This window comes from Myxococcales bacterium (assembly GCA_016717005.1).
Taxonomy (GTDB): domain Bacteria; phylum Myxococcota_A; class Polyangia; order Haliangiales; family Haliangiaceae; genus UBA2376.
This window is the reverse complement of record JADJUF010000001.1, coordinates 1,266,533-1,293,057: the sequence shown is the minus strand read 5'-3', so window position 1 is coordinate 1,293,057 and position 26,525 is coordinate 1,266,533. Positions and strand designations below refer to the sequence as shown.

General features: G+C 74.4%; 22 protein-coding genes and 1 pseudogene. 6 read left to right on the top strand and 17 right to left on the bottom strand.

The features are described from left to right. Positions 1-91: 91 nt before the first annotated feature. The 3 genes from IPL61_05475 to IPL61_05465 all read right to left on the bottom strand — a co-directional run bounded on the left by IPL61_05475 (position 92) and on the right by IPL61_05465 (position 3,578). On the bottom strand, positions 92-1,786 hold the full coding sequence (locus tag IPL61_05475; GenBank protein MBK9030780.1) for a protein kinase: 1,695 nt from the start codon (positions 1,784-1,786) through the stop codon (positions 92-94). Next, entirely contained in the window at positions 1,783-2,685 is a 903-nt protein-coding gene (locus IPL61_05470; protein ID MBK9030779.1) for a sigma-70 family RNA polymerase sigma factor, read from the bottom strand. Before IPL61_05470 ends, IPL61_05475 begins: the two co-directional genes overlap by 4 nt. Positions 2,686-2,984: 299 nt before the next feature. After that, positions 2,985-3,578, bottom strand: coding sequence for a superoxide dismutase (locus IPL61_05465; protein MBK9030778.1), 594 nt, complete (start codon positions 3,576-3,578; stop codon positions 2,985-2,987). 183 nt (positions 3,579-3,761) lie between these two features. On the opposite strand from IPL61_05465, the gene IPL61_05460 reads away from it, so the two are divergent. The 4 genes and pseudogenes from IPL61_05460 (at position 3,762) to IPL61_05445 (ending at position 6,854) form a co-directional block, all read left to right on the top strand. Then, complete coding sequence (locus tag IPL61_05460; protein MBK9030777.1) at positions 3,762-4,703, top strand: MBL fold metallo-hydrolase; 942 nt, start codon at positions 3,762-3,764, stop codon at positions 4,701-4,703. Positions 4,704-4,768: 65 nt separating this feature from the next. Beyond that, a pseudogene (locus IPL61_05455) lies at positions 4,769-5,638 on the top strand (mechanosensitive ion channel). A 199-nt stretch (positions 5,639-5,837) separates the two neighbouring features. Further along, positions 5,838-6,224, top strand: a complete 387-nt coding sequence (locus IPL61_05450; GenBank protein MBK9030776.1) for a cyclic nucleotide-binding domain-containing protein — start codon at positions 5,838-5,840, stop codon at positions 6,222-6,224. Positions 6,225-6,371: 147 nt separating this feature from the next. Next, positions 6,372-6,854: a hypothetical protein gene (locus IPL61_05445; protein ID MBK9030775.1), complete on the top strand. Its 483-nt coding sequence runs from the start codon at positions 6,372-6,374 to the stop codon at positions 6,852-6,854. Between the two features lie 13 nt (positions 6,855-6,867). On the opposite strand, the gene IPL61_05440 is transcribed toward IPL61_05445, so the two are convergent. Then, a complete protein-coding gene (locus IPL61_05440) occupies positions 6,868-7,125 on the bottom strand; it encodes a hypothetical protein (GenBank protein MBK9030774.1) in 258 nt (85 codons plus the stop codon). A 55-nt stretch (positions 7,126-7,180) separates the two neighbouring features. On the opposite strand from IPL61_05440, the gene IPL61_05435 reads away from it, so the two are divergent. After that, the gene (locus tag IPL61_05435; GenBank protein ID MBK9030773.1) at positions 7,181-7,558 is read left to right on the top strand and encodes a hypothetical protein; all 378 of its coding nucleotides are present in this window, start codon (positions 7,181-7,183) and stop codon (positions 7,556-7,558) included. A 2-nt stretch (positions 7,559-7,560) separates the two neighbouring features. Here IPL61_05435 and IPL61_05430 read toward each other — a convergent pair whose 3' ends face one another. The 8 genes from IPL61_05430 to rfaE1 form a co-directional block, all read right to left on the bottom strand. Further along, on the bottom strand, positions 7,561-8,241 hold the full coding sequence (locus tag IPL61_05430; GenBank protein ID MBK9030772.1) for a hypothetical protein: 681 nt from the start codon (positions 8,239-8,241) through the stop codon (positions 7,561-7,563). Positions 8,242-8,583: 342 nt separating this feature from the next. After that, the gene (locus IPL61_05425) at positions 8,584-9,147 is read right to left on the bottom strand and encodes a hypothetical protein (protein ID MBK9030771.1); all 564 of its coding nucleotides are present in this window, start codon (positions 9,145-9,147) and stop codon (positions 8,584-8,586) included. After that, the gene (locus IPL61_05420; GenBank protein MBK9030770.1) at positions 9,144-11,084 is read right to left on the bottom strand and encodes a hypothetical protein; all 1,941 of its coding nucleotides are present in this window, start codon (positions 11,082-11,084) and stop codon (positions 9,144-9,146) included. Before IPL61_05420 ends, IPL61_05425 begins: the two co-directional genes overlap by 4 nt. Further along, complete coding sequence (locus IPL61_05415) at positions 11,081-11,416, bottom strand: hypothetical protein (GenBank protein MBK9030769.1); 336 nt, start codon at positions 11,414-11,416, stop codon at positions 11,081-11,083. The genes IPL61_05420 and IPL61_05415 overlap by 4 nt, the downstream gene beginning before the upstream one ends. A gap of 449 nt (positions 11,417-11,865) precedes the next feature. Next, on the bottom strand, positions 11,866-12,651 hold the full coding sequence (locus tag IPL61_05410) for a ThuA domain-containing protein (protein MBK9030768.1): 786 nt from the start codon (positions 12,649-12,651) through the stop codon (positions 11,866-11,868). A gap of 191 nt (positions 12,652-12,842) precedes the next feature. Then, the gene (locus IPL61_05405) at positions 12,843-13,691 is read right to left on the bottom strand and encodes a class I SAM-dependent methyltransferase (protein ID MBK9030767.1); all 849 of its coding nucleotides are present in this window, start codon (positions 13,689-13,691) and stop codon (positions 12,843-12,845) included. 63 nt (positions 13,692-13,754) lie between these two features. Next, the gene (locus IPL61_05400) at positions 13,755-16,025 is read right to left on the bottom strand and encodes a hypothetical protein (GenBank protein ID MBK9030766.1); all 2,271 of its coding nucleotides are present in this window, start codon (positions 16,023-16,025) and stop codon (positions 13,755-13,757) included. 251 nt (positions 16,026-16,276) lie between these two features. Next, positions 16,277-17,251: a D-glycero-beta-D-manno-heptose-7-phosphate kinase gene (gene rfaE1 / locus IPL61_05395; GenBank protein MBK9030765.1), complete on the bottom strand. Its 975-nt coding sequence runs from the start codon at positions 17,249-17,251 to the stop codon at positions 16,277-16,279. Between the two features lie 127 nt (positions 17,252-17,378). On the opposite strand from rfaE1, the gene IPL61_05390 reads away from it, so the two are divergent. After that, a complete protein-coding gene (locus IPL61_05390; protein ID MBK9030764.1) occupies positions 17,379-19,508 on the top strand; it encodes a glycosyltransferase family 39 protein in 2,130 nt (709 codons plus the stop codon). 10 nt (positions 19,509-19,518) lie between these two features. On the opposite strand, the gene IPL61_05385 is transcribed toward IPL61_05390, so the two are convergent. From IPL61_05385 to IPL61_05365, 5 genes are all read right to left on the bottom strand, one after another. Continuing rightward, positions 19,519-20,031 (bottom strand): HAD-IIIA family hydrolase, encoded by a 513-nt coding sequence (locus IPL61_05385; GenBank protein MBK9030763.1) that lies wholly within the window; start codon positions 20,029-20,031, stop codon positions 19,519-19,521. Next, the gene (locus IPL61_05380; protein MBK9030762.1) at positions 20,028-21,122 is read right to left on the bottom strand and encodes an SIS domain-containing protein; all 1,095 of its coding nucleotides are present in this window, start codon (positions 21,120-21,122) and stop codon (positions 20,028-20,030) included. The genes IPL61_05385 and IPL61_05380 overlap by 4 nt, the downstream gene beginning before the upstream one ends. Continuing rightward, positions 21,119-22,366, bottom strand: a complete 1,248-nt coding sequence (locus tag IPL61_05375) for a glycosyltransferase family 9 protein (protein ID MBK9030761.1) — start codon at positions 22,364-22,366, stop codon at positions 21,119-21,121. Before IPL61_05375 ends, IPL61_05380 begins: the two co-directional genes overlap by 4 nt. A 184-nt stretch (positions 22,367-22,550) precedes the next feature. Then, positions 22,551-23,321: an SDR family NAD(P)-dependent oxidoreductase gene (locus IPL61_05370; protein ID MBK9030760.1), complete on the bottom strand. Its 771-nt coding sequence runs from the start codon at positions 23,319-23,321 to the stop codon at positions 22,551-22,553. 39 nt (positions 23,322-23,360) lie between these two features. Further along, positions 23,361-26,504 carry a winged helix-turn-helix domain-containing protein gene (locus IPL61_05365; protein ID MBK9030759.1) on the bottom strand — a complete coding sequence of 1,048 codons (3,144 nt, stop codon included), beginning with the start codon at positions 26,502-26,504 and terminating at the stop codon, positions 23,361-23,363. Between the last annotated feature and the right edge of the window lie 21 nt (positions 26,505-26,525).

Genomic DNA, 26,525 nt, shown 5'->3' with positions numbered 1-26,525 from the left:
CTCTCCTCGGTCCAGACGGAGGTCGTCGCGCCAGGTCGCGCGGGCGCGCCCAGATTCTTGCCGCCGTCGGTCGTGCGGGCCGGCGCCGTGGTCAGCGACCGGCGCAGGTCGGCGCCGACCGATCGAAGTCGAGCTCGACGCCCGCGCGCCAGGCCGGCCCCGGGACCGCGCCGGCGGGGAGGGCGGCGGTGGCAGCGGCGCGCCAGCTGGCGCGGGCCTGCGCGCAGTCGCCGTCGATGGCGTGGCACAGCGCGCGCTGGAACGCGACGGCGCGTCGCTGGAACGCGTCCAGCTCGACGCCGAGGCGCGCCTCCTCGGCGAGCAGCGGCCGGCACGACTGGTGGCGGGCGGTCAGGACGATCAGCTGGGTCACGAGCCGCTGCGCGCGCTGCGCCGGGGTCGCCGCCGGCGCGGCCAGCGGGCACTGCGCGGCGTCCTGCGCGTCGACGGCGCGCGCCGCGACAGCGGGCGGCCGGCGGGCCTCGAACAGCCGCGTGAGCCGCGCGCGCCCGCCGTCACAGTCACCCGCGCGCATCTCGCACAGCGCGCGCAGCGACTCGACCTCGTCGACCAGCGCCGGCGCCACGGGCGCGTGGGCGTCGAGGATCCGCAGGCACCCGGCGCCGTCGAGCTCGACCAGACGGTCGGTGGCCTCGTCGACGAAGCGCCGCGGCGGCCGCGCGACGGGCGCGGCGGTGATCGACGCCGGCTCGACCGACGGCGTCGGCGGGCGCGGCGCGGACCGCGCGCCGCCGCCGCTCAGCGCCAGCGTCGCGGTCACCGCGGTCACCGCCAGCGCGCCGGCGAGCGCGGCGGCGATCAGGCCGCGCCGACGGCGACCTCGGCCGCGCGCGGCGCCATCGAGCGCGGCGATCAGCGCGGGCAGATCGGGCCAGCGCCGCGTCGGCTCGTGGGCCAGGCCCCGGGCCAGGACCCGCAGCACGGGCGCGTCGGCGCCCGCCGGCACCGTCGGCGGCCGGGTCATCGCGACCGCGAGCGCGGCGACCGAGGCGCCGGTGAACGGCCGGCGCCCGGTCAGGGCCTCCCACACGCACGCGCTCCACGCGAACTGATCGGCGCGGGCGTCGACGGCGTCGCCGCGCAGCTGCTCCGGCGCCATGTACGCCGGCGTGCCCACGACCTCGCCGGTCCGGGTCAGCGCGTCGACCGCGCCGACCGGCGCCGAGGCCAGCCCAAAGTCGACCAGCACGGCCTCGCCGTCGTCGCGGACCAGGACGTTGTCGGGCTTGACGTCGCGGTGGATCACCCCGGCGACGTGGGCCGCCGCCAGCCCGCCGGCGACCGCGCGCCACAGCGCGAGGATCTCGGCGGACGAGCGCGGCGCCGCCGCCAGCCACGCGCGGGCGGTCTGGCCGCGGACCAGCTCGAGCGCGACCCAGACCTCGTCGCCCTCGATGCCGGCGTCGTGGACCGCGACGACGTTCGGGTGGCGCAGCCGCGCCAGCACCCGGGCCTCGCGCACCAGCCGCGCGCGGCGCTCGTCGTCCCCGTCGCCGACGACCTGGATCCACTTGAGCGCGACCGGTCGCTCCAGCTCGCGATCGAACGCCTCCCACACCACGCCCATGGCCCCCTCGCCCAGGCGGCGCTCGAGGCGGTAGCGGCTCGGCCCGCCGACCGGCGCGATCAGCGCGCCCAGCTCGCGCACCACCGACGCGCACGCGGCGCAGCCGTCGAGGTGGCGCTCGAGCGCGGCCCGCGCGGCGGCGTCGAGGCCGCCCTCGGCCTGGAGCGCGAGCTGGGTCTCGTCGGGGCACGGCGTCACGACGGCTCCGGCGCGCTCGCGAGGAGCCGGGCGACGCTGACGTCGAAGCCGCTGGCGGCGAGCCGGATCACGCTGGCCAGCTCGTCGTCGGGCAAGCGCAGCCGCGCCGCCAGCTCGGCGCGGGCCGCCGCCAGCATGCGCTCGCGGGCGCGGGTGATCCGGCGGGCCACGGTCGCGCGGTGGATGCCCAGCGCCGCGGCCAGGTGATCGATCGTCATGCCGTGCGCCAGGTGCTGCCGCAGCAGGTGGCGATCGCCGGGCTCGAGCCCGCGGGCCGCGAGCTGCAGCGCGGCCGCGACCACGCCCCGGTACTCGCTCTTCAGGTGATCGAGCGCGAGGTCGCCCGGGGCGGCGAGCGCGGCCACCACGTCGTCGTCGACCGGGGCCTCGCGGGCGCGGTCCTTGCGGCGGCCCAGATCGAGGAACAGCCGGACCGCGGTCACCCGCAGCCAGTTGTCGAGGAAGCCCAGCCCGGCGTAGTCGGCCAGCTTCGGGCCGCGCCCGGGCGCCGCGACCAGCAGGTGGCCCAGCGCGATCTGGCGCAGGTCCTCGACCGAGTGGTCCCCGCCGGCGAAGCGTCGCGCGACGGCGTCGAGCACGGGACCGTGGGCGCGCTCGAACGCGGCGACGGCGACGCGGTCACCCGCGCTGGCGGCCACGGCCAGCGCGAGGTCGGCGGCGTGGACCCGCGCCAGCTGATCGGCGATGGCGCCGGCGCCCAGGCGGATCGCGATGGCCGCGGCCAGCGTCGGGCCATCGGCCAGCGCGGGATGGGCGATGGCCGCCGCCGCGACCAGGGCGGCGAGCCGATCGCCGAGGTCGGCGATGGCGTCGACCTCGTCGAGGCGCGCGGCGGAGACGCTCGCGCGGAAGCGGGCCACCAGCTCGTCGCCGGCCATCGGCGCGACGGTAGCACGGCGCCCCCAGCCACCCCATCGCCGCAGCGCGGCGCGGGGCAGCACCGCCGACCGGGTCCAGACGAGCGCGTTCACGAGGATCCGGACGGAGGTCGTCCGGCCAGGTCGCGCCGCGGCGCGACGCGATCCGGCGGCTGCTCGGCCGCAGGGACGCGATCGAAGCCGGCCACTGCGGCGCGTGGCGCGAGGTGCGCTCGACCGCTGAGCGCTGGCAACGCGCTCGGTCGCGCACCGAATCCGCGCGGCGGAGGCCCTGGGCCTGGCGACGAACCCGATCGCGCTCAGCGCAGGTTGGCGTTCGCGAAGTCCCAGTTGACCAGCTTCCAGTACTCCTCGATGTACTTGGGCCGGGCGTTCCGGTAGTCGATGTAGTAGGCGTGCTCCCAGACGTCGATCGTCAGGATGCACGACTTGCCGACCGCGAACGGGGTGTCGGCGTTGGCGCTCTGCTCGATCGCCAGCGTGCCGTCGGCGTTCTTGACCAGCCAGGCCCAGCCCGAGCCGAACTGGGTCGCGGCGGCCTTGCTGAACTTGTCCTTGAAGTCAGCGAAGCTGCCGAAGCTCGCGTCGATCGCCGCGGCGATGGCGCCGGTCGGCGCGCCGCCGGCCTTGGGCGCCAGCGAGTTCCAGTAGAAGGTGTGGTTCCAGACCTGCGCGGCGTTGTTGAAGAACGCCTTCTCCGAGGCCTGGCCGACCGAGGCCTCGATGACCTCCTCGAGCGACATCGCCTCGTACTTGGTGCCGGGCGCGAGGTTGTTCAGGTTGGTGACGTAGCTCTGGTGGTGCTTGCCGTAGTGGTACTCGATGGTCTCGGCCGAGATGGTGGGCGCGAGCGCGTCCTTGCCGTAGGGCAGCGGGGGCAGGGTGAAAGCCATGACGTTCTCCTCGGTGGCCGGCCGGAGCCGGCGGGTGGTTGCTGGCGGGCACCGTACCAGGCCTGGCCCGGCGCGCCGGTCTCGGGCGGGTCAATGCATGGCCAAGGGATGGAACTGTTGCCAATAGATTGGCAGGCCGGCCAGCGGTCCCGGCGCGGGCGGCGCGGGGCTACCATGGGCGCGATGCTCGGACCGATCGGCCACCTCGCGGCGCTGGCGGCCTACGGCGTGCGGCGCGGTGCCCAGGTCGCCCACGATCTCGACGCGCACCGCGAGCTCGCCTGGGATCGCGCGGCGTCCCCGGGGCTGCCCCCGGGCCTCGAGCTGGCCTGGCTCGGCACCGCCGGGTTCCGGCTGAGCTACCAGGGCCAGCACCTGCTGATCGATCCGTACCTCACCCGGCTGTCGCTCGGCGACGTGGTGCGGCGCCGGGTCGTGCCCGCGGATCCCGCGCGCCTGGCGGCGGTGCCCGATCCGCTGGCGATCCTGGTGGGCCACACCCACTTCGATCACGCGCTCGACGTGCCGGCGCTGGCCCGGCGCGCCGGCTGCCCGGTCTACGGCTCGGCGTCGCTGGCGCGGTTGATGGCGCTGCACGGCCAGCCCGAGCGCGCGGTCACCGTCGAGCCGCACCGGGTCTACCGGATCGGCCCGTTCGCGGTCACGTTCGTGCCCAGCCTGCACTCCAAGCTGGCCGGCGGGCTGTGGACCCCGTCGAGCGGCGAGCTCACGTGCGAGCACGTCGACCAGCTGACCCCGCAGGCCTACCGGTGCGGCCAGGTCTGGGGCATCCACGTCGACGTCGCCGGCTGCACCCTCTACCACCAGGGCTCGTGCGATCTGCTCGACGGCGAGCTGCGCCACAAGGGCGTCGACGTGCTCCTGTGCGGCATCGCCGGCCGGCGCTTCACGCGCCGCTACGTCGCGCGCCTGCTGCGCGGGCTCGAGCCCCGGCTGATCGTCCCCCACCACTTCGACGACTTCTTCCGGCCCCTCGACGCGCCGCTGGCGATGAGCCTCAACGTCAACCTGGCCGGGTTCGTCGACGAGGTCGGCGCAGTGTCGCGCGACTTCACCGTGCGCACGCTCGGGCTGGGCCAGGTCATCGGGAGCGCGCCGTCGTGATCTTCGTCGACACGCTGGTCGCGTACGCGCGCGCCGGCCACGTGGTGTGGATGGCGCTGGCGGCCCTGGTGGTCACGAACGCGGTCCGGCGCTGGGCGCCCGCGGCCCGACGCCGGGTCCAGCCGTCGATCGTGCTGCTGGCGCTGGCGGCGGCGCTCCTGGTGTGGGGCGCGGCCGCGGCCGCGACCGGCTACGACGATCGGCCGATCGCGGTGGCGGCCTTGGGGTGCGAGCTCCTGGCCGCGGTCGGCCTGGCCCAGGTCGGGCTGTTCGCGGTGGCGCTGCCGCGGGTCGGGGTGGTGGTGCCGCGGATCCTGGTCGACATCGCCACCGGCGTGGCGTCGGTGATCGTGCTGATCGCGGTCGGCAAGCGCGCCGGCTGGTCGGTGGCCGGGCTCATCACCACCTCGGCGGTGCTGACCGCGGTGATCGGCTTCTCGCTGCAGGACACGCTCGGCAACCTGATGGGCGGCCTGGCGCTGCAGGCCGACAGCTCGATCAAGGTCGGCGACTGGATCACGCTCGGGCCCGGCGGCCCGGCCGGCCGGGTCAGCGAGATCCGCTGGCGCTACACCGCGATCGAGACCCGGGCCTGGGAGACCGTGGTCATCCCCAACTCGGTCCTGATGAAGAGCCAGGTCACGGTCCAGGGGCGACGCCAGGGCGAGCCGTTGCAGCTGCGGCGCGCGTTCGAGCTGTACGTCGACTTCCGGACCGCGCCGACCGAGGTCATCGCCGCGGTCCTGCGCGAGCTGACCAGCGATCCGGTGGCCAACATGGCGACCGAGCCGCCGCCGCAGGTGCTGTTCACCGGCATCCGCGACAGCTACGCGGTCTACACCGTGCGCTACTGGCTGACCGATCTGTCGATCGACGAGGTCACCGACAGCGCGGTCCGCATCCGCGCGTACTTCGCGCTGCGCCGGGCCGGCATCCCGATGTCGGTCGATCCCGGCCCAGGCGCTGTTCGTCACCGCCGAGACCGAGGAGCGCCGGGCCCGCAAGCTCGACGACGAGCAGGCCCGGCGCCTGGCCGCGCTCGACCAGGTCGATCTGTTCGCGCCGCTGGGCGCCGCCGAGCGGGCCACGCTCGCGGCCGCGCTCAAGCCCGAGCCGTTCGCCGCCGGCGAGACCGTGACCCACGAGGGCGAGGCCGGCGAGGGCCTGTACCTCATCACCACCGGCGCGGCCGTGGTCCAGCTCGGCCGCGGCGCCAAGGCCCGCGAGGTCGCGCGCCTCGGCCCCGGCCAGTTCTTCGGCGAGATGTCGCTCATGACCGGCGAGGCGCGCTCGGCCACCGTGGTCGCCGCCACCGACCTCGACTGCTACCGCATCGACAAGGCGGTGTTCCAGGCGCTGGTCACCGCCCGGCCCGAGATCGCCGAGCAGATCGCCGAGGTCCTGACCGCCCGGCGCGAGGCGCTCGAGAGCGCCCGCGGCGCCCGCGCCGCCACCAGCCGGGCCGACGTCAAGGCCGACCTGGCCGATCGCATCCGCGACTTCTTCGGCCTGCGCGGGTAGGCGCTGCCGGCGCGCGCGGCCGACCGACCCCGAGGACGGCGACCGAGCGCGCGCGATCGCTCGGTCGCGGGTTGTGATCGCCGATACCGACCGCGGGGCCAACGACGAATCCCGCGCGACCGGGCGCCGCAGCGGTCCCCTGGGAGCATGCCGATCTTGATCAACCGCCGTCTCCCGCTGTCCTCCATCCTGCTCGCGGCCGCGCTGGGCGCGTGCACCAGCGCCGACGAGCCCGCCACCGCCGCGGCCGCGCGCGACTGGCTGTGCGTCGACGCCTGCCTGCCCGATCGGCCGTGCAAGACCCTCTGCCGGCTGTCGATCGACGAGCCCGGCTTGCAGGTCGTCGACGCGCCCTCGACCTGCGACGATCCCCTGCGTCACCTCAACGAGTGCGGCGACGGCTGCTGCGACCTGGCCGAGGCCGACTACTTCGGCAACCGCGCGGGCTACTGCACCGCCGACTGCATGGTCGAGCACCGACCGTGGTTCGCCGCCGACGGCGACAGCATCCAGATCTTCGACGGCGACATCCTCCAGGCGACGTTCCACAAGCTGGGGCTCCGCATCGCCAACGTCTGCCCGTGGCCGGCGACGGTCGCCACCGCGCCGGGCCCGACGCCGCCGTCGTAGCCGGCGGGGCTGGTCACACCAGGCCGGGCAGCGGACCGCGCAGGTCGATCGGCGCGGCGCCGGCCAGCGTGCCGATCATTGCGCGTCGAAGGCGCCGAACCAACGGGATGACGTCGCTCACGATCCGGCGGCTGCTGGGGAGTGGGCCGCCACCGCGGACGTAGACCTCGGTGCCGCCGACGAAGCGACCGTCGATGGGGATGCCCACGCCGCCCAGGCGCATCGCGCCCGCGGCGCACCCGCGGATCGTCAGCGAGTATACGACCTGCATCCGACACGCCCCGCCAGCGGTAAGCATGAGACCGCAGCCCGAGGCGGTGTTGCCGATGAAGCCGGCGCCGCTGAAGGCGGGCGCGCCGAGCACGAGCGACCGCGCCGCGGCTGAACGACAGGCTGGCGGCGCCGACGAACAGCTCGGTGGTGGTGGCGAGCGCGGTGCCGGTGAGCGCGATGCGGGTGCCTCCGACGCGCAGCGACGCTTGGTTGGCGCCGAGGGACTGCGGCGCGACGTCGACCTGTACGAAGCACCGGTCGCCAGCGCCGAGGCGGCGGCCCTCGTCGCAGTCGGTGATCGGAGCGACGGTGAACTCGGCGGCGTCGGCGAGGTCGGGCCGGGCGCGCCGTCGTTGCGGAACCGGGTGACCGTGGTCGCGCTGCACGAGCCGGGTGTCGGGCGGACGGCGACGCGCGTACGCATGGGGTGAGCCTATCGCGCCCGCGGCAGGTCGCCCAGCGCGACCGCGACGTCGATCCTGTAGCGCAGCCGGTCCTGCCACGAGGTCGCCGGCACGCCGCGGCGCGTGCGCACACCAACGAGGACCAGCATGATGATCAGGCACACCGCGATCAGTGCGGTGGTGCCGCGGGCCCGGCCGGTGTCGAGGACGGCGTCGGCGCGATCGTCGGCGAGGACCGCCGTGAGCGCGATCACGACCGCTGCGATGGCCAGCGCGATGCCGGCGTGGGCCGGACGGGTCGGTGGCACGGCCAGCGCGATCGCGACCGCGGTGAGCCCGAGGGCGACGAACTGCGCGCGTCGCCCGGGGATCGTGCGCGCGGTCATGTACGCGGCGAGGACGACCGCGATGAGCGTCCAGCGCGGCGCGAGATCGTGGCCGTCGAAGGGCAGCGATGCGAGCAGGAGCACCAGCGCGACGCGGCCGATGGCGTGCCCGGCGTCGAGGCGCGTGAAGACCAGGCCGAGCACCAGCGCGAAGGCCCAGCCGTCGTCGAGGAGATGCGCGCTCGCGGCGACCCGATGCGTGAGCAGATCGAGCCCGGCCTGGAGCCCGCGCGGGTGATGGGCGGCGCTGCCGAGGCCGTGGTGATCGCCGGCGCCCGCGACGATGGCCAGGCCGGCGAAGGCGCAGGCGATGGCGACCGGCACCCGGGGCCACCCGCGCGCCGAGCGGCGCCCGGGTCGCGGCCCGGGCCCCGCCGATAGCGGCGCCGAGCGCCAGCGCGAGGTCGACGAGCACGATCGACGCACCGAGCTGCACGATCGCGCCTAGCGGTGCGATGAGCGCGAGGCCCCAGGCGATCGCCAGCGCGACCGGCGCGTCATCGCGATCGAGCGCGCGCCCGACGACGCGGCCGAGACCGTGCAGCCCGCCGGCGACGCCGACTGTGCCTGCGACGAGCGCTATCCGTACGTCGAGCCCGGGCACGAGCGCGAGCGCTTGAGCGACGACGGGCAGCGCGGCGACCGCGACGGCGCGCGCGCGCGGCGTCACCGCACCGGCTCCCAGCGCACGCCGTCAAGCCGCGCCGCGGCCATGCGGGACGGCTCGCGCATCGGCTCGCCGACCGACGACAGGATCACGTACACGTCTTGCCACGCCCCGCTCGGGTGGAGGTCGACCGTCACCTCGAAGCTGCCGTCGGTGGCGAGCGCGCCGGTGTAGACGACCGCGCCGGCGAAGGTGACGGTGAGGTCAGGCTCGGTCAGCACCCGTGTGCGATCGACGTGGCCGTGGAGCCACAGCCGCATGGCGCCGGTGCCGCGCACCCGCAGCCGCGCGGTCGCGCCCATCCACCGCGCCGGCGCGGCCTCGCCGCTCTTGCAGCGCTGGCCGCGATCGCGATCGACCACGGAGCCGTCGGGCGCCACGCATTGGATCGCCGACAGGTCGTCTTCGAAACGGAGGTCGCTGCGGTTGCCGAGCTGCCATGCCGCCACCAGGCCCTCGCGCACCGCGAGGTCGCGCACGAAGGCCTCGCGGGCCCGGACGCCGGCCGACGGCGCCGGCTCGCGGCACGCGGCGAGGGCGATCGTCAGCGCGAGGCGCTTCATCGCCGGCTCTCCAGATCGAGCAGCACCATGCCGTCGCGTTCGAAGAGGATCGCGCGGGTGGTGGCCAGCGCCGCCGATGTCTCGACCGCGTCGACGGTGTGCGCGCCGATCACCTGCCACAGCTCGCTGTCGAACAGCGTGCGCAGCACCCAGTAGTCGCGGCGGTAGAAGTAGCGCGAGCGATCGCCGCGGACGAACGCGTAGTAGCGGATGCCCTGGCCGCGCAGGTAGGTCGCCAACGCCTCGGGGCCGGCGAACGCGGGCCAGCCCGGCGCCGGACTCACGTAGCCGGGGGTGTCGACGTTGATGATGTCGTTGCGATCGTAGTCTAGCAGGAACGGCTGATCGAGCAGCACGGCGAGCGTCGCGCCAGGTGGGGTCGCGGCCTGGAGTTCGGCGTAGAGCGCGCGTGGCGCGGTGAGCTCCTCGGCGGCGGCGCCGCGGTGGGCGCCGTCGAGATCGCGCGCGAGATTGGCGTAGCTGCTGATCATGCTGGGCGCGGCGATCGCGAGCTGGGTCAGGAGCGCAGCGAGCGCGATCAGGCGCGCCAGCGCCGGGGTGGTCACCGGCGCATCGGGCTGGTGGCTGGGCTCGACGATGGCGACCACGGTCCACGCGGTCATGAAGCCGAACGCGTAGCGCCACAGGTTGGGCGGATCTGACAGCGAGAAGGCGTGGACCAGCTCGACGAAGCCGAGCGCGCACGCGACCGCGAGCGCCGTGAGCGGCGCGCCGGGGCGGCGATCTCGGATCGAGAACAGCACCAGCGCTAGCGGCAACATCACGCGGATCGGCGTGGGCTCGACGGCGACCTTGCCGAAGAACTGCAGTTCGCGCCACAGCGACCCAGTCGCGCCGAGCTGGATGTCGGGGCTGAAGTTGCCGGGCCACAGCGGATACAGCGGCGTGCCGCAGGTGCGCCACGCGGCGATCGCGTAGGGCAGGAGCCCGACGGCGAAGCCGAGCGCCAGGGCGGCCCAGCGATCGCGGCGGGCGAACGGCCGCGGCGACCACGCCAGGGTGGCGAGCACGAACACGCCGGCGATGAACAGGTTGGTCTGGCGCAGCGACGACGCCGCAGCGGCGACCAGCGCCACCAGCGCCCACCGGCGCGCGGTGTCGTCGAGCGTGGCGGTGCGGTATAGCGCCAGACACAGCGCGAGCCCGGACCAGTGGCTGCCGGTGTTGATCGAGGTGTCGGGCAGGACCGCGAGCACGAGCAAGAGCGCGGCGACCAGCGCGTGATCGATCGCGGCGCGGCCGCGGGCCAGGCCGATCACCAGCGCGAAGGTGATGAGGCGGAACAGGCCATGGTCGACGAGGTACGGGTTGGCGAACGTACCGCGCACCGCGCCGAGCGACGACAGGATCGTCTGACCGCCGTACGCCGAGATGCGCCGGAAGCTGAACCGCTCGTCGAGGTCGCCGATCTGCAAGAGGCGGCGCACCAGCGCGGTGTAGGCGAGGTCGTCGTCGTTGACGTTGACCTGGCGGTTGGCGATGCCGTGCAGCACGTCGATCGCGACCGCGAGCGCGATCAGGCCGTAGAGCGCCAGCGCCGGACGATCGCGCAGCGCGCGCCAGGTGGCCGCGAGATCCGGCGGCGCGGCGGTGACGACGTGCCAGCCGTAGCCGACCGCGCCGACGCCGAGCAGCGCGAGCTGCGCCGGCGCGGTGAGCACACCGAGCATCATCAGCCAGCCGGCGACGGCGAGGTACGCTGCGCAGCCCCACGCCAGGCGGAGGCCGAGATCGACGTCGAGCCGCGCGGCGCGCGCGACCCACCGACCCCAGCCGGCGAAGCTGGTCGCCAGCACCAGCAGCCACGCGGCCCCGCCGAGCAGCCGATCGTCGGGGCAGCCGAGGCCGACCACGGCCCCGGTCACCGGCGCGGCGAGCAGGAGCGCGCGCGCGGCGAGCCGGGCGCGCGCGGTCACACCGGCCCTGCGGCGGCGATCGCGGCGAACTCCTCGGGATTCACCGTCGAGGTCCCGCGCCGCGACACCGAGATGTCGGCCGCGAGGTTGGCCAGATCCATCGCGTCCTCGAGCGTGAGCCCGGCCGCGAGCGCCAGCGCGAGCGTGGCGACCACGGTGTCGCCGGTGTTGGCGGCGACGCCTAGACGGTACTCGGTGGCGTGCCGTTCGAGGACCAGCACCGGCGCCTCGGGCGAAACCCGGTGGACGTCGTCGCGCAGGTGCTCGTCGACCATCAGACCGCCGATCACAAGCACGCGGTGATCGCGCAGACCCTCGATGATGGAGATCATCGCGGCGGAGGCTAACCCGAGCCCGGGAGCGCCGCAACGCGTGAGCCGGCGTCGGCCCTGTCAGTGAACCCCAGCGACGCCGCGCAGCTGGCGGTGCGGCTGGCGAGGACGTCGAACGGCTTGTCGTCGAGCATGGGCGATGCCGCGAGGTCGAGGCCGAGGTGGCTCTGCAGCCTCGGCCGGCGTGAATGCGTCCACGCGCGAGGCCCGCCTGGTTCGACACGATCACCAGCGCGACGTCTGCGGCAGTGCGCGGAGCGCCCACGCTGCGCCAGGGAGGAGCGCCCACGGTCTCGGGATCGCGTGGATAGCCCACGTCGACGATGAGCCTGCCATCGCGGTCGAGGAACAGCGCTGGACCCACCGCAGCGACATCGTGCGGTGACGATGCGATGGCGCGGCGCCGAGGCGGCCGCGACCGGCGGGTTGGCGCCGCCGTCCGGGCGCCGCTACGAGCCCGCCGTCCAGGTGATCGCCTGGGCGAGCAGGTCGAGGAACACCGTCTCGGCGTACGACTCGGGGGTGTGCCCCATCGCGGTGTAGAACATGCGGCCTCCGAGGTGGTCGTCGGTCCAGGCGATCGGGTGGTAGCCGACGCGCTGGTCATCCGGCAGCGCCGGCTGGGCGCTGGCCTCGTCGAGCGCGAGCACGATGTGGAGGCCTAGCGCCTCGGGCCGCTCGTGGAATGCGTACCACTCGTCGGCGCGGGACCAGCGGGCGGGGAGCCCGGCGGTGACCGGCGCTGCCGGGTCCTCGACCGTGACGTCGGCGAGGGTCAGCACCGGCGGGTGGGTGCGGAAGCGGGTGCCGATCAGCTCGACGAAGAACGGCCAGTCGTACTCGGTGGCGGACGCCGAGTGCAGGCCGACCACGCCGCCGCCGGCCCGCACCCACGGCTCGAACGCGGCGCGGGCCGGGGCGTCGAGGACGTTGCCGCTGGTGACCGCGAACACCACGACGTCGACGTCCGCGAGGCGTGCGGCGCTGAAGACCGCCGGATCGCGCGACGCGGTGACGGTGAACCCGCGGCTCGCGCACATGTCGATCAGCGCGGCGCGCGCCACCGGCGTCGATGGGTGGGTCCACAGCGTCTCGCGCGAGTACACCAGCACCCGCGGCTGGCCCGCGGCGCCGGCGCACGCCGCGTCGATCGCCGCCGGGTGCGCCACTGGCAGATCGTCGCCGCAGCCACCCGCGGCGGCGACGACGGCGCAGACGACCGCGACGGGGCGCACGCCGCCAGGGTACCAGGCCACACGGCCATCTCGAAACGCTGTCTTGCGCGCTGGCCTCGGATGGACTTCCTGACCTTCGAGGCGATCGCTGCGAGGTGCACCCGCCGGGGGCGGGGGGGACCGTTCCCGGAGCAGCTCGACGCCGCGCTGGCGGCCGCGCCGTACACCGGGCCGGCGCGCTGACGGCGCGGCTACAGCCGGGCGACCGCGAGCAGCTCGCCCGTCGAGAACGGCAGCGGGAACGCGCGCACAGCCGCCGGGGTGAGGCGGGTGACCGCGCGCGCGACCTTGGTCAGCGCCGGGTGCGGGTAGACCTCGAACTGGTGGCCGATGTAGTCGAGCGTGAGCGACTTCCACAGCGTGTGGAAGTGGACCGACGCGAAGCCAACGTCGGTGAGCAGGCGCCGGAGGTTCTGCTGGTTGAAGTAGAACAGGTGCTCGACCTTGTAGTGGGTCCAGCCGGTGCGGAGCACGCGGCGCGAGGGTGAGCCCGCGTCGGGCGTCGTGATCGCCAGGACGCCGCCCGGGCGCAAGAGCTTGCGCGCGAGCTCGAGCGTCCGCCGCGGATCCCGCACGTGCTCGATGTAGTCGCACATCGTGACGACCGCGAAGTCTCCGGCGCCCGCGTCGGCGAACCGGGCGTCGGCGAGCTCGCCGCAGAAGACGCGGTCGGGGCCGAACTTGGTCGCGATCGCCTGGGCGCCGAAATCGGATAGCTCGAGGCCGTAGGGCTGGTAGCCGAGGTCGCGCGCGACCTCCAGCAAGAACCCGGTGGCGGCGCCGCAGTCGAGCAGCTTGTCGCCGGGCTGCGCCGCCGGCAGCTTGCCGAGAACGAACTTGAACGTGCCGCGCTTGAGGTTCGCGACGGTGGTCTCGTTGTCGTGGAGGCCCCAGGCGTCGTAGTAGTGGGCGCCGTAGATCTTGCCGAGCGTCTCGTCGGACGGTTGCGGCGAGATCCGCTCGAGGCCGCAGTCGCCGCAGCGCACGAAGTGGTGCTCGGCCTTGTCGAACATCGGCCGGAACTGAGACGAAGCGCACACCTCGCAGGCGATCATCGGATGTGTGTGCCACCGTCGCAGCGGCGCGTCAATGGCGCGGGGAGGTCACGGCGGCGCGAGGACCTCGATCCACGTCCGCCGCGTGTTGAACCGCCCGGCGACGATCGCCCGGCCGGTGGCGTCGACCGCGAGGTCGGTCACCTCGACGCCGTTGAACCAGCCGGTCTCGTAGTCGGACGGGTTGTCGACGGGCTTGTCGAGCGACCACACGACGCCGACGGCGTCGTCGAGCGCATCCACCCGCAGCCCCGCCTCGAAGTCGTAGTGGGAACGGTACAGGTGGCCATGGATCGCCACCACACGACCGGTCGCGGTCGTCGCGATGCCGATCGGTCGCCCCGCCTCGGCGTCGGTCGTCGCGACCACGGCGCCGGTAGCGTCGAGGCGGAGCAGGGCGCCGCTCGCGCCCACGACCAGCGCCCCGCCAGCGTCGTAGGTCAGCGACGTCGCCGCTCCAGGTACCGCCACCGACCATGGCGGTCCCCGCGTGGTGCCGTCGAGCGCTACCCGCTCGATGGTCAGCGCCAGCGGCGTCTCCGCATGCGCGATCGCGATCTCTCCGTCGGCGCGCGCCGCGACCGCGATGGCGCCAGGCGCCGGGACTGTCCACACGACGTGACCGTCGCTCGCGGCGCGTCGCTCGACGTGGTCGGCGGTCGCGACCAGGACGTCGTCGCCGACCGCCAACAGCCGGGCCGCGAACCCTGCGCTGGTCGCGAGCCCGACCGGGAGCGGGACGGTCCACGCGACCGTGCCGGCGGCGGTCAGCTTCCAGAGCCGATGGAACGAGGCGACGTAGATGGCGTCGCTGCCGATCGTCGTGAGGTCCCCGATCGCGAGGAACGGGTCGTTCTCGACCAGCGACACGTGCCAGCGGCGTGTGCCATCGAGGCCGAGCCGGGTCACGCGCAGGCTCGTGACGGTCCCATCGCGCGATCGGCCAGCGGCCAGCAGGTCGCCATCGCGGGTTGCCGCAACCGCGTCCGCCGGGAACTCGTACCCTGGCAACAGCGTGGTCACCTCGCGGTCGTCGCGCGCGAACGTGGCCGCGGCTATCCGGTCATTGACGATCAGGCCGAGATTGCAGACGCGCGCCTGGCCGATGCAGGCCCCGCTCCACCCGACGAAGCGCGACGGCGCCAACGCGACGATGCTGGCGGTGCTGTTGGGCGGCGCATAGAACACGCACGTAGCCTCGGTGCACGGCGTGGCTGTCACGGTGCCACTGCCGATGAGCATGCCGGCGCCGGCGCCCTCGTGCGTCACCACCAGCGTCTTGGCATCGGGGGGCGCCAGGGCGACGATCGCGTGGTACACGGGCGCCAGGGGCGTGAGCTCCGGCGCCCAGGGCGTCGGGACACTGACCACGCGCGTGCCGCCCTCGCCCGCCGCGGTGAGGTTGACCGTGTCCTCGTCGAACAGCCAGCCACAGACGCCGCCATTGGTGGTGCAGTCGATGCCTGGCGGATCGGACGTCACCCGCGCGGCGCCGGTCCCAGAGAACGCGACGTCGACGCCTCGGGTCAGGCGCGTCGTCACCGGCACCGTCACGTCGCCGACGCTCGACGGGATCGTCAGGGTGCCGGCGACGCAGCCGTTCCGAAGCTGGGTGATCGCGACCTGGAGGCGGCAGGCGCCGCCCTGGGTCAACGTCGGACCGCACGCGCCCGCCGTCGAGCCGAGGAACCCGTCGCCGGCGAAGATGGGCGACCCGAGGGTGATCGGGGTGGTCCCTTGGTTGGTGATGAGCACGTCGGTAGGGCCCAGCGCCACGGCGCCGCGTGCGAACCCGAGCCGCGCCGACGTGACGAGCAACCCCGTCGTCGTCGCGGTGCTGATGCCGGTCAACGGAGTGGCGGTGCTGCCGATACGTAGCGTGGCGACGTGGGCGCCGGCCCGGGACGGCGTGTGGCTGATCCGGACCAGACACCGATCGCCGGCTGTCAGCCGCCGCCCGTCACACGTCGAGATCGGGTCGATCGTGAACTGGTCGGCGTCCGGGCCATCGAGTGCGGCGACGACGGTCCCCGCATGGTCGTCATTGCGGGCCATCAGCACGGCGTCGGCCTGCTGTCCGACCTGCGTCGGCGGAAAGTCGATCGTCGCCGTGGGCTGGCACTCGAAGTCGATCGCCAACGCGGGTTCCGAGTCCCCGCTGCAAGCGCCCGCCATGGCGAGCAAGGCCAACCCGAGGTGACGCCACGCGCATCGCATGGACCAACCGTACCTCAGGCCACGCGACGCGCGACGCCTCGTCTTCACGCTTGCGGGCAGGCGGGCGACGCCGGCCACGAGGTTGGCGGCCGCCTGCGCCACGGCTACCACGACCACGGCCCAGCGACGCCAGAGCGCCGCGGCCGCGTCGCCGGACCGCGCCACGTGTCCACGGCGGGCGGCGCGGCGCCGATCGCGAGCAGCCCGCCGTGCACCAGCGCGGTGGCCTGACCGACCGAGCATCAGCCAGCCTGCCAGCGCGAGGTCGGCCGCGATGCCTTACGCGACCGTCAAGGCGGCGTAGATCTCGACCACGACCCAGCGAGCCAGGGCCGTGCCCGGTCGTCGGCTCGTCATCGTGGCGCCGACGCGATTGCGGCCGCGAGTTCGGCCGGCGACACCGTCGAGGTACCACGCCGCGACACGACGATGCCCGCGGCCAGGCTGGCCAGCTCCATCGCCACCTCCATTTCGAGGCCAGCTGCCAGGCCCAGCGTCAGCGTCGCAACCACGGTGTCGCCCGCACCTGTGACGTCGAAGACCTCGCGCGCGGCGGCCGGGACGTGGGCGCCGCGGTCGCCGCCACGATATAGCGTCATGCCATCCGCGCCGCGGGTAACCAGCAACGCCGCACCGTCGAGCGCTGGGGCAAGGCGGCGGGCGGCCGCGTCGATCTCCGCGAGGTTGTGTACCGGATGACTCACCGCCCGCTCGAGCTCGGCCAGGTTCGGGGTGATCACCGTGGCCCGGGCGTAGACCGAGAAGTCGCGCTGCTTGGGGTCCACGACGACCGGCACGGGACGGCGGTGGCCGGCGTCGATCGCGCGGCGCGCCAGATCGCGCGTGACCACGCCCTTGTCGTAATCCGACAGCACGATCGCATCAGCGGCGTCGAGCGCGCTCTCGAGCGCATCACCGAGGGCCGCGGCCACCGCGCCGCTGACGGGGGTCCGCCGCTCGCTGTCCACCCGGGCGATCTGGTGGCCCCCTGCGACCAGGCGGGTCTTGCGGGTCGTGGGGCGCGCGGGGTCGACCACTGTCCACGGCTTGATCCCGGCGCGGTGGAGCGCTGCGCCGAGCATCTGCGCACCTTCGTCGTCGCCGACCACGCCAACCACGGTCGCGTGAGCGCCGAGCTGGGCCAGGTTGTGCGCGGTGTTGGCGGCGCCGCCCAGCCGATGCTCGGTGGTGCGGAGATCGAGGACCGGTACGGGAGCCTCAGGCGACACCCGGTGGACCTCGCCGCGGAGGTACTCGTCGATCATCAGGTCGCCGAGCACGACCACGCGGCGACCGCGCAGCTCGTCGACGAGGGCCGGGCTCAACATGCTGGCCGACGCTACTCTACGCCTCCAGCCGATGCAACGCGGTGGCGGAGCGCGTGTGCGTCGCCACGCTTCCAGTCGAGACAAGCGGTTGACACCGTCGATGCTCACGACTAAAGCTCGCACGCGCGTGACCTCCTCGTCGACGAACGGCGCGCCCCGGGCGCGCCCGCGTGTTCACCCCGCGGCGCTCCTGGGCCTGGCGCTGGCCGCCGCGTTCCTGTTCGCCACGCGCACCGAGGGATTTCGGGCCAACTGGGGCGATCCGTGGTCCGACGGCAACGCGCTGACCTCGGGACGCTACTTCGCGAGGGATGGCTTCGCCGCCACCGGCATGACGCCGGTGCTCGACGTCGGTCCGCTGACCCCGGACTCGCTGCGCTACACCCACTATCCACCGCTGCCGGACCTGGTGAATGGCGTCCAGCAGCGCGTGGTTGGGACCATGTCGATCGGCGGCTTCCGCGTGCTCGCCGACCTGCTGAGCTTGCTCAGCCTGGTGTTCTTCTATCGCTTCGTCCGCCGCTTCACGTCGGCGGCCTTGGCGGGCTACGCCGTGTTGCTGGTCGGGACCAACCTGTTGTGGCTCCAGTACGCCGACACCTTGCACCACGTGCCGCTGTACACCGCGCTCGGCTATGCCGCGCTCGATCAGGTCGGCGCCTGGACCGAACGACCGGCGCGGGGGCGCCTGGCCGTGATCCTGATCGCGACGACGCTGTGTGCGCTTGCGTCCTATGACTTCGGCCTGTACCTGCCGATCATGACCGTGGCCGCGGTCGTATGGAGTGGGCGCAGGCTGCGCGACCGCGAGTCGTGGCCGGTGATAGTGGCGGTGGGCGCCGGCCTGATCCTCGGCGTCGCCGTCAAGTTCGCCCTCATCGCGTGGGCGGTGGGGCCGGTGCATCTCGTCCACGACCTGCTGTTTCAGTTCGAGGAGCGCGCCACAGGGCGGCATTCGACCAACTACACGGCGGGGCTCATGCCGATCGTCAGCGCCCGGCTGTGGCGGTTTTTCACGCCGCTGTTCCTCGCCCTCGTGCTCGGCGGCCCGTGGCTGGCGTGGCGCTGGCGCCGGACCGGCGTCGAGGCGCCGATCACGTTCCGGCCGCTATGGTTCCTGGCGGCGGGTGTGCCGTTCTGCGTGGTGTTCTCGCAGTTGCTCGTCGAGCAGTACCACCCCACGCTGCAGTTCGTGCCGTACTACGCGGTCGGTTTCGCCGCGATCATCGTCGCGATGCGCGAGCACGCCCGGCCGGCGCTTCGGCGCGGCGGCCTGGTACTGGCCGGGTTTCTCCTCGCCTGGCAGGCGCGCGAGATCGCGCGGTTCCCCAAGGTGGTGCTCGCGGAGTCTGACCTCCATGCGGTCGGTGGTCACCTGGCGCGAGTCGACGACCGCCGCTTCGTGCTCTCCAACTTCCTGGTCGACGGGCCGGTGCGGTACTACTGGCAGCGGCACCTGATGGGGTTGCCGGCGATGACCGAGCCCGCGGCCGACGCGTACTTCCGGGACCTGTTCTGGCGGTACGGCAACCGCCCAGTGCGGTTCGTCGCGATCAGCGGCGCCCCGGACGTCGCCTACGACAAGCTCGTGTTCGCGTTGCTGGCCGGCCAGAAGCGCTGGTCGTGGATCGCCAGCCCGTACGCGAACCGCGCCAAGATCCGCAAACGCTTGAGCCAGACAGATGACGACCTGATGGAGGCGATCGAGGCGCGAGGCACGCTCGAGTTCGTGCGTGGGCCGTTCCGCGTGTACCGCATCGATCCCGCCATCGGCGATCGGGGCTGGGCCACGCCGATCACCGATGACGTGTCGACGGTCGATCTCGGCGATCCGCAGGCGGTCCGCTACAAGCTGTACGGGCTCGGGCCGGCGACGGTCGGCGCCGATGGGGTCGCCGCGGCGGCGTTGAGCGGTCACGAGGTCGCGGACGTGCGCTTCACCATGCAGGGCCTCGTCGATGTGCCGGCAGGCCATGAAGCGCGCGGTGCCGTCCAGCTCCACGTCGTTGGTGCCGAAGCGGTGGTGGATGTCGCGGTGTGGTCGGCGGGGGAAGGGCGGCTGCGGGTCCAACTCAACGGCGTGGATCTCGGCGAGCAGCGGTTGGTGGCCGGATGGCAGCAGGTCACCTACGCGGTGCCTCCAGCCGCGCTTGAGGCCGCGCGGCGAGTCGTCGACGCGCCCGGTGCACCCGATATCGTCGTGTTGATCGCCGGCACCGAGTTGCGCGTCGCCCGCGTCGGCGCCGGGGTTCGCTGACCGTTGCGGATCACGCCGCGAAGAACGCGGCCAGCGTGGCGCCGGCGGCCGGCCAGCCAACCACGTCGACGTTGGGGCCCGAAGCCTCGGCGAAGCGCAGGGTTACCGCGCACCCGGCGGCGCGACCGGCGGCGACGTCGGCGGCCTTGTCGCCGATCATCAGCGAACGACCGAGGTCGAGGCCGAGGTCCCGGGCGGCGTCGCGCAGCATGCCGGGGGCCGGCTTGCGGCAGGGGCAGCCGTCGTCGGGACCGTGGGGGCACACGTAGACCCCGGCGAAGCGCACGCCGGCCGCCGCGAACTGCCGCTCGACCTCGGCCTGCACCGCCGCGGCCTCGGCCGGGGTGACCAGGCCGCGTGCCAGGCCGGACTGGTTGGTGACGATCACCAGCGCGACGTCGGCCGGCAGCGCGGCCAGGGTGGCCGCCGCGCCCGGCAACAGCTCCACGGCGTCGGGGTCGCGCGGGTAGCCGACGTCGACGATCAGCGTGCCGTCGCGATCGAGGAACAGCGCCCGGGTCACTCGGCCAGGAGCCGGGCCAGGGTGTCGGTCGACGAGCGCCCGGGCACCAGCGGCACGAACTCGACCCGCCCGCCCCAGCTGCGCACCAGCTCCGCCTCGGGGATGGGCTTGCCGTCGGGCGGCGCGTAGTCGGCGCCCTTGACGTGGACGTCGGGGCGCACCGCCGTCAGCACGTCGACCGGCGTGGCCGCGTCGAACACGGTGATCGCGTCGACGCACTCGAGCGCGGCCAGCAGCTCGACCCGCTCGGCCGCGGGGAAGATCGGCCGGCTCGGGCCCTTGTTGCCGCGGACCGAGGCGTCGCTGTTGACCCCGACGATCAGCACGTCGGCGAAGCCGCGGGCGGCCCGCAGCGACTGCAGGTGCCCGACGTGGAGCACGTCGAACACGCCGTTGGTCCACGCCACGGCGCGCTTGCTCTGCCGGCACCGGGCCCGGAACTCGATCAGCTCGGCCAGGCCGTACTCCTTGGCCGACGCGGTCACCCGGCCGTCGCCGCTGGCTGGGACGCGCGCGCCGCCGTGGTCGGTGTCGACCAGCTCGCACCAGACGTGGCCGATCGCGATGTGGCACTCCTGGATGCGCGCGGTCTCGCCCGACGGCACCGCGACGCCGGCGTCGCAGGTGGCGATGAAGTCTCGGCCGCGGGCGCCGGTGAGCCCGACGACCTGCATGCCGGCGGCCCGGGCCGCGGCCACCGCCGCGACCACGTTCCGGGAGCCGCCGCTGGTGGTGATCGCGATCAGCAGGTCGCCGGGCCGACCGAGGGCCTCGACCTGGCGGCTGAACACCACGTCATAGCCGTAGTCGTTGCCGATGGCGGTGAGCGCCGAGGTGTCGGTGGTCAGCGCGATCGCCGGCAGCGCGCGTCGCTCGACGACGAACCGCCCGACCAGCTCGGCCGCGATGTGCTGGGCGTCGGCGGCCGAGCCGCCGTTGCCGCACAGGAGCACCTTGCCGCCGGCGGCCAGGGTCGCGGCGATCAGCTCGCCGGCGGCGACGATCGCCGGCAGCTCGGTGGCGATCAGCTCATGGCGCACCCGCACGCCATCGGCGAGCGCGGCCCGGGCGGTGGCGACGAGGTCGGTCACGGCACCAGCCGGGCGCGGGCCGGCGCCGGCAGCGCGACCCCGAGGACCTCACCCACCTGGGTCATCACGTCGTCGACCGCCACCGTGCAGGCCGCGGTGTTGGTGATCTCCGACGACGGCCGTCCGACCGAGATGTCTTTGCCGTTGTACACGGTGAACAGCGGGATCGAGTACAGCGGCGGCACCACCGACCGGACCCGGGTCCCGATCGGCGCGAACAGGACCGGCGAGTCGGCGAAGAACAGCCCGACGATCGGCGCGTCGACCAGACACGCCAGGTGCATCGGGCCGCTGTCGTTGGACACCACCAGCGCGGCCTCGGCGAACAGCGTCACCAGCTCGCGCAGCGACAGGTCGCCGGCGATGGCCACCACGCGCGGGGTCTTGACCTGGGCCACGACCCGCTCGACGTACGCGCGCTCGCTGGGGGCGCCGATGAACAGGCACCGGGCCCGGGGCCGCTCGGCCACGATCCGATCGGCCAGCTCGGCGTAGCGGTCCTCGGGCCACTTGCGGGCCTCGGGCGCGAGATCGGGCGAGGTGTTGGCGTTGATGACCACCAGCTCGTCGCCGACCGCGATGCGCGCGCCCAGCTTCTTGCGCAGGGCCGCGCGCTCGACCTCGGACGGCAGCCGGCGCGGGTAGTGGTAGCGCGCGGTCCACTCGCCGAACCGCAAGAAGTACGGATCGCCGGTGGCGAGCTGGTACGGCAAGGACAGGAAGATGTCCTTGGTGTGGAAGTAGTGGTTGTAGATGCCGGTGACGTCGAGCAGCGACCGCCGCCACGCCTCGGACTGCAGGTAGAACCCGGCCTTGCGCGGGATCCCGGCGAGGCTGGCCAGGGTCAGCGGGAACTTGGCGAAGAACTCGAGGTCGACCGCGAGCTCGCACCGGGCCGCGCGCAGGGCTCGGACCACCGCCAGGGTCGAGCGGGTGAAGCTGGCCGGCGTCGACGGGTCGATGTAGTGGTTGACGTCGGTCAGCGCCAGGATGTCGAGGACGTCGCGGTTGCCCTTGAACGTGACGAAGTGGAGGCGCGCGCCCGGGAACTGATCGCGCAGCGCCGCCAGCGCCGGGCTGGCCACCACGATCGAGCCCATCCCGAAGAACTTCATCACGACGATGTTGCGCACCGGCCCGGGCGGCCCGGCGAACGGGCGCGACAGCTCCTTGCCCGCGGCCAGCGCCGTGCAGAGCAGGTTGCCGACCAGGCCGTCGATGCGGCGCATCAGCTTGACGTTCACGGCCCCGTGCATCCCACGGCCCGGCCGCGAGCGTCAAGGTCGCGGAAGTCCAGCGGGAGTGTCGCGTGCGCTGGGGCACGGTGCTGGCTACGTCGGCGCGGTCGCGTGGCCCCCCCCCGCCCCCCCCCCCTTCGCCGCCACCCCGCGCTGCAGCGGTGGCGGCCGCGCTGAGCCGCGCCGCGCGTTACTTCGGCGGCATGCGCAGCGAGCCGTCGAGGCGGATCGTCTCGCCGTTGAGGTAGCCGTTGCCGACGATCGCGGCGACCAGCTCGCCGTACTCGGCGGGCGCGCCGAGGCGCTTGGGGAAGACCACGTCGGCGGCGAGCGCGGCGCGCTTCTCGGCGGGCAGGGCCGCGAGCATGGGCGTGTCCATCAGGCCCGGGGCGATCGTGCACACGCGGATGCCGGCGGGCGCGAGGTCCCGGGCGGCGGGCAGGGTCATGCCGACCACGCCGGCCTTGGACGCGGCGTAGGCGATCTGGCCGATCTGGCCGTCGTAGGCGGCGACCGACGCGGTGTTGACGATGACCCCGCGCTCGCCGGTGGCGGTGGGCTCGTGCGCGCTCATCGCGGCGGCGGCGAGGCGCAGCACGTTGAACGTGCCGATGAGGTTGATGCCGACGATGGTCTGGAACAGGTCGAGCGCGTGGGGCTTGCCGGTCCGGTCGAGCGTGCGCGCGGCCCAGCCGACCCCCGCGCACGACACCGCGATCCGCAGCGGGCCGAAGTGCGCGGCCGCGGCGATCGCGGCCTCGACCTGGGCGGCGTCGGTGACGTCGGCCTGCGCGAACCGGGCGCGGTCGACGCCGAGCTCCTCGGCCAGCGCGGTGCCGCCCGCGAGATCGCGATCGACGATGACGACCTTGGCGCCGCCGGCGGCGAGCCGGCGGACGGTGGCGGCGCCGAGGCCGGAGGCGCCACCGGTGACGAGAGCGACGGTTCCATCGAGCTGCATGCCGGCACGATGCCGACGGCCGCCCGAGGGGTCAAGCCGTCACGGCGCGTCGTCGACCGGGCGCACGACCACCGCGTCGACGCCGTCGGCCAGGCGCCAGCCGCCGGCCGCGGTCTCGATGATCTCGCGCTCGTCGGCGATCAGGCCCTTGAGGGTCTGGCGCAGGCGCTTGACCGCGACGTAGACGGTGTTGCGGTGGCGCAGCGGGTGGTACTCGCGGCCGCCCCAGACGCCGAGGAACAGCTGCTCGGCCGAGATCACGGCGCCGTGGGCCTCGACCAGGGCCGCGAACAGCTCGCACGCCAGCGGTCGGCCGCGATCGATCGCGACCGCGCCGGCGTGGTTGCACGAGATCACCGCGCGCACGGGCTCGATCACGAACGCGTGGCCGGTGCGCACGCGATCGAGCTCGGCGTCGTCGACGACCCGGGTGCCGGTCTTGCCGACCACGCGGTAGGTGGCGCCGGGCGCGAGCCCGAGCGCGGCCAGGAGCGCGCGCTGCCCCGGCGTCGGCGGCGCCTCGCCCAGCGCGACCCGGACCGCGCGGCCCTCGCCGTGCTCGAGCGACGCGACGCCGGCGTGGACCGCGGCCAGGAGCTCGGCGCGACCGCCGACCGCGTCGCCGCCGCGCGTGCGCAGCGCGCCGCGCAGGAGCGCGCACCGCGCCAGCACCCGGCCGTGGCCGTGGGTGGTCGCGAGGCCCATCGCCTCGGTCGTCAGGCCCTCGGCCTCGAGCAGGCCGGCCGGATCGGAGGTGGCGATCAGGGCCGCGGCCCGCGCCACCAGCGCCCGGGCGTACTGGCCGTGGCGCCCGCTCTTGCGGTAGTGCTCGAGCGCGCGGCCGGCCGCGGCCAGCGCGGCGCGGGCGTCGCCGCCGTGCAGCTCGACGCTGGCGCGGTCGAGCTCGAGCGCGGCCCGGGCGGCGCCGGTCTCGAGATCGGTCGGGCGCGCGTCCAGATCGGCCGCGATCGCGTCGAGGAGACGGCGGGCGCCGCCGAGATCGCCGTCGAGCGCGGCCAGCCGCGCCAGCACCGCCTGGGCCATGCGCCGGGTCTGGGCGCCGGCGTAGCCCGCGGCGAACGCGGCCTCGGCCAGGGCCCGGGCCTCGGTGGCCTTGCCGGCGACCAGCAGCGCCTCGGCGGCCGTGGTGCGCCCGTGGGCGCCGAGCGAGTCGAGCTCCGCGGCCTGCGCGAGGCGGCTCATGCGCCCGCTCATCTCGATCGCGGCCGTGACGTCGCCCTGGGCCAGGAACACCCGCGCCATGTAGTAGCCCGCGATCGAGGCCAGCACCTGATCGCCGTGATCGAACAGGTACGCGAACGCGCGCTCGAGCTGGCCCCGGGCCACGCTCAGCTCGCCGGCGGCCTGGGCCACGACCCCGGCGTAGAGCGCGCCGACGTGCTCGCGCAGCGCGCCGACCGCGGCGGCCCGGGTCACGCGATCGAGCAGCGCGCGCGCGGTCGGCAGATCGTCGCACTCGGCCCGGGCCAGCACCTCGAGCATGACCAGCATGACCTCGAGATCGTCGAGGCCGGCGCCGCCGATCGCGGCCTTGGCCGCGCGCACGCACTCGATCGACGCGGCGAACCCCTCGGGGATCAGGTACGACACCGCCATCGACCAGCCCCAGCGCGCGCGCTCGCGCGGCGACGCCTGGGGGTGGTCAGCGAGCGCGGTCGACAGCACCTCGCGCGCGGCGTCGCCGTGGCCGCGCAGCCCGGCGATGTCGGCCAGCTCGAGCGCGACGCCGAAGCGCTCGGCCGGGGTCGCGGCGCAGGCGCGGGCCTGGCGGAACAGCGCCTCGGCCTCGGTCAGCCGCCCGCGGCGCTGCGCGACCTCGCCGGCCAGGCGCAGCCCGCGCAGCGAGCCGCGGGCCGCGGCGCTGATGCCGGCCAGCACGTCCGCGGCCTCGGCGATCAGCGACCGCCGCACCAGGATGCGCGCCAGCATGATGCCGATGCCGTCGCGGGCGTCGTCGACGGCGCCGGCCAGGGTCCGCAGGCTGTCGATCAGCAGGTGATCGAGCCCGGCGGCGGCGATGATCCGGTAGTGGCCCTCGCACCGATCCCAGGCGTCGTCGACGTCGCCGGCCGCGGTCAGGTGGTGGATCGCCTCGACCAGGTACGCGGCGTCGGCGGGCGTCGTCGCGCGCACGCCGTCGCCGGCGTGGGCCAGGTGCAGCTCGGCCAGCTGGCGGTGCGAGGCCGCGCGCTCGCGGCGGGTCGCGACCCGCAGGACCGCGTCGCGCACGAGGTCGTGGACCAGCGCGGTGCCGCGGCTGACGTCGACCAGCAGGTGTCGGCCGAGCTCGCGCACGCGCTCGGCGCTGGCGCCGGGGCCGCCGTCGGGATCGGGCGGGCCGCCGGCCAGGGCCTGGGCGTCGCCGGTCGACAGCCGGCCGCGGCTGGTGGCCAGCGCCAGCAAGAGCGCGCGCGCGTCGGGCGCCAGCGCGCGGACGGTGTCGTCGAGGCCGCCGTCCGCGGCGGCGTCGCCGGCGACCTCGCGCAGGACGAAGAACGGGCTGCCGCCCGAGCGCGCGAACACCACGTCGACGTCGGGCGGCGGCACGCCCAGGCGCACCGCGAGCTCGCGCACCAGCGTCGCGGTGGCGGTGGCGTCGAGCGGGCCCAGCCGGTGCACGACCGGCGGTGGCGTGTCGGCCGGCAGCGCCAGCTCGACCCGCGACGCCACCAGGATCCGGCTCGCGCGCACGTGCCGCGACAGGAACCCGAGCAGCTCGGCGGTGTCGGCCGCGGGCAGGTGGTGGAGATCGTCGAGGAACACCAGCGTCGGGTGGGCCTCGAGCGCGCTCGCGATGTCGGTCAGATCGTCGTCGGCCGACGCGCCGGTGGCGGCGAACGCGATCCGGCGGCGGCGGGCGCCGAGCTGCGACTTGAGCGCGGCCGCGAGGTGGGCGCCGCTGGCCCCGGGCCGCGCCGCCAGCACGACCGCGGCGGCGTCGGTCCAGCGCGTCGTGCGCTGCGCCTCCTCGACCAGCTTGTAGACCAGCTCGCTCTTGCCGACGCCGCCGACGCCGTAGAACAGGTGCAGCGTGTCGCGGTCGAGCAGCGCCACCGCCCGGGCCAGTTCGTCGGAGCGACCGACCCAGGTCGCGACCGCGCGCGGGAACGGCGGCCCGGCCGGGGGCGGCACGGTGCGACGGCGGCCGGCGCGTTCGGTCACCGCGCGATCGTAGCCGCGCTG

What these genes read in the sequence shown, in the direction of transcription:
- IPL61_05470 (MBK9030779.1), bottom strand. Translation starts at nt 2,685, where the DNA reads ATGGCCGGCGACGAGCTGGTGGCCCGCTTCCGCGCGAGCGTCTCCGCC.
- IPL61_05465 (MBK9030778.1), bottom strand. Translation starts at nt 3,578, where the DNA reads ATGGCTTTCACCCTGCCCCCGCTGCCCTACGGCAAGGACGCGCTCGCG.
- IPL61_05460 (MBK9030777.1), top strand. Translation starts at nt 3,762, where the DNA reads ATGCTCGGACCGATCGGCCACCTCGCGGCGCTGGCGGCCTACGGCGTG.
- IPL61_05445 (MBK9030775.1), top strand. Translation starts at nt 6,372, where the DNA reads ATGCCGATCTTGATCAACCGCCGTCTCCCGCTGTCCTCCATCCTGCTC.
- IPL61_05440 (MBK9030774.1), bottom strand. Translation starts at nt 7,125, where the DNA reads ATGCAGGTCGTATACTCGCTGACGATCCGCGGGTGCGCCGCGGGCGCG.
- IPL61_05435 (MBK9030773.1), top strand. Translation starts at nt 7,181, where the DNA reads ATGAAGCCGGCGCCGCTGAAGGCGGGCGCGCCGAGCACGAGCGACCGC.
- IPL61_05425 (MBK9030771.1), bottom strand. Translation starts at nt 9,147, where the DNA reads ATGAAGCGCCTCGCGCTGACGATCGCCCTCGCCGCGTGCCGCGAGCCG.
- IPL61_05415 (MBK9030769.1), bottom strand. Translation starts at nt 11,416, where the DNA reads ATGATCTCCATCATCGAGGGTCTGCGCGATCACCGCGTGCTTGTGATC.
- rfaE1 (MBK9030765.1), bottom strand. Translation starts at nt 17,251, where the DNA reads ATGTTGAGCCCGGCCCTCGTCGACGAGCTGCGCGGTCGCCGCGTGGTC.
- IPL61_05370 (MBK9030760.1), bottom strand. Translation starts at nt 23,321, where the DNA reads ATGCAGCTCGATGGAACCGTCGCTCTCGTCACCGGTGGCGCCTCCGGC.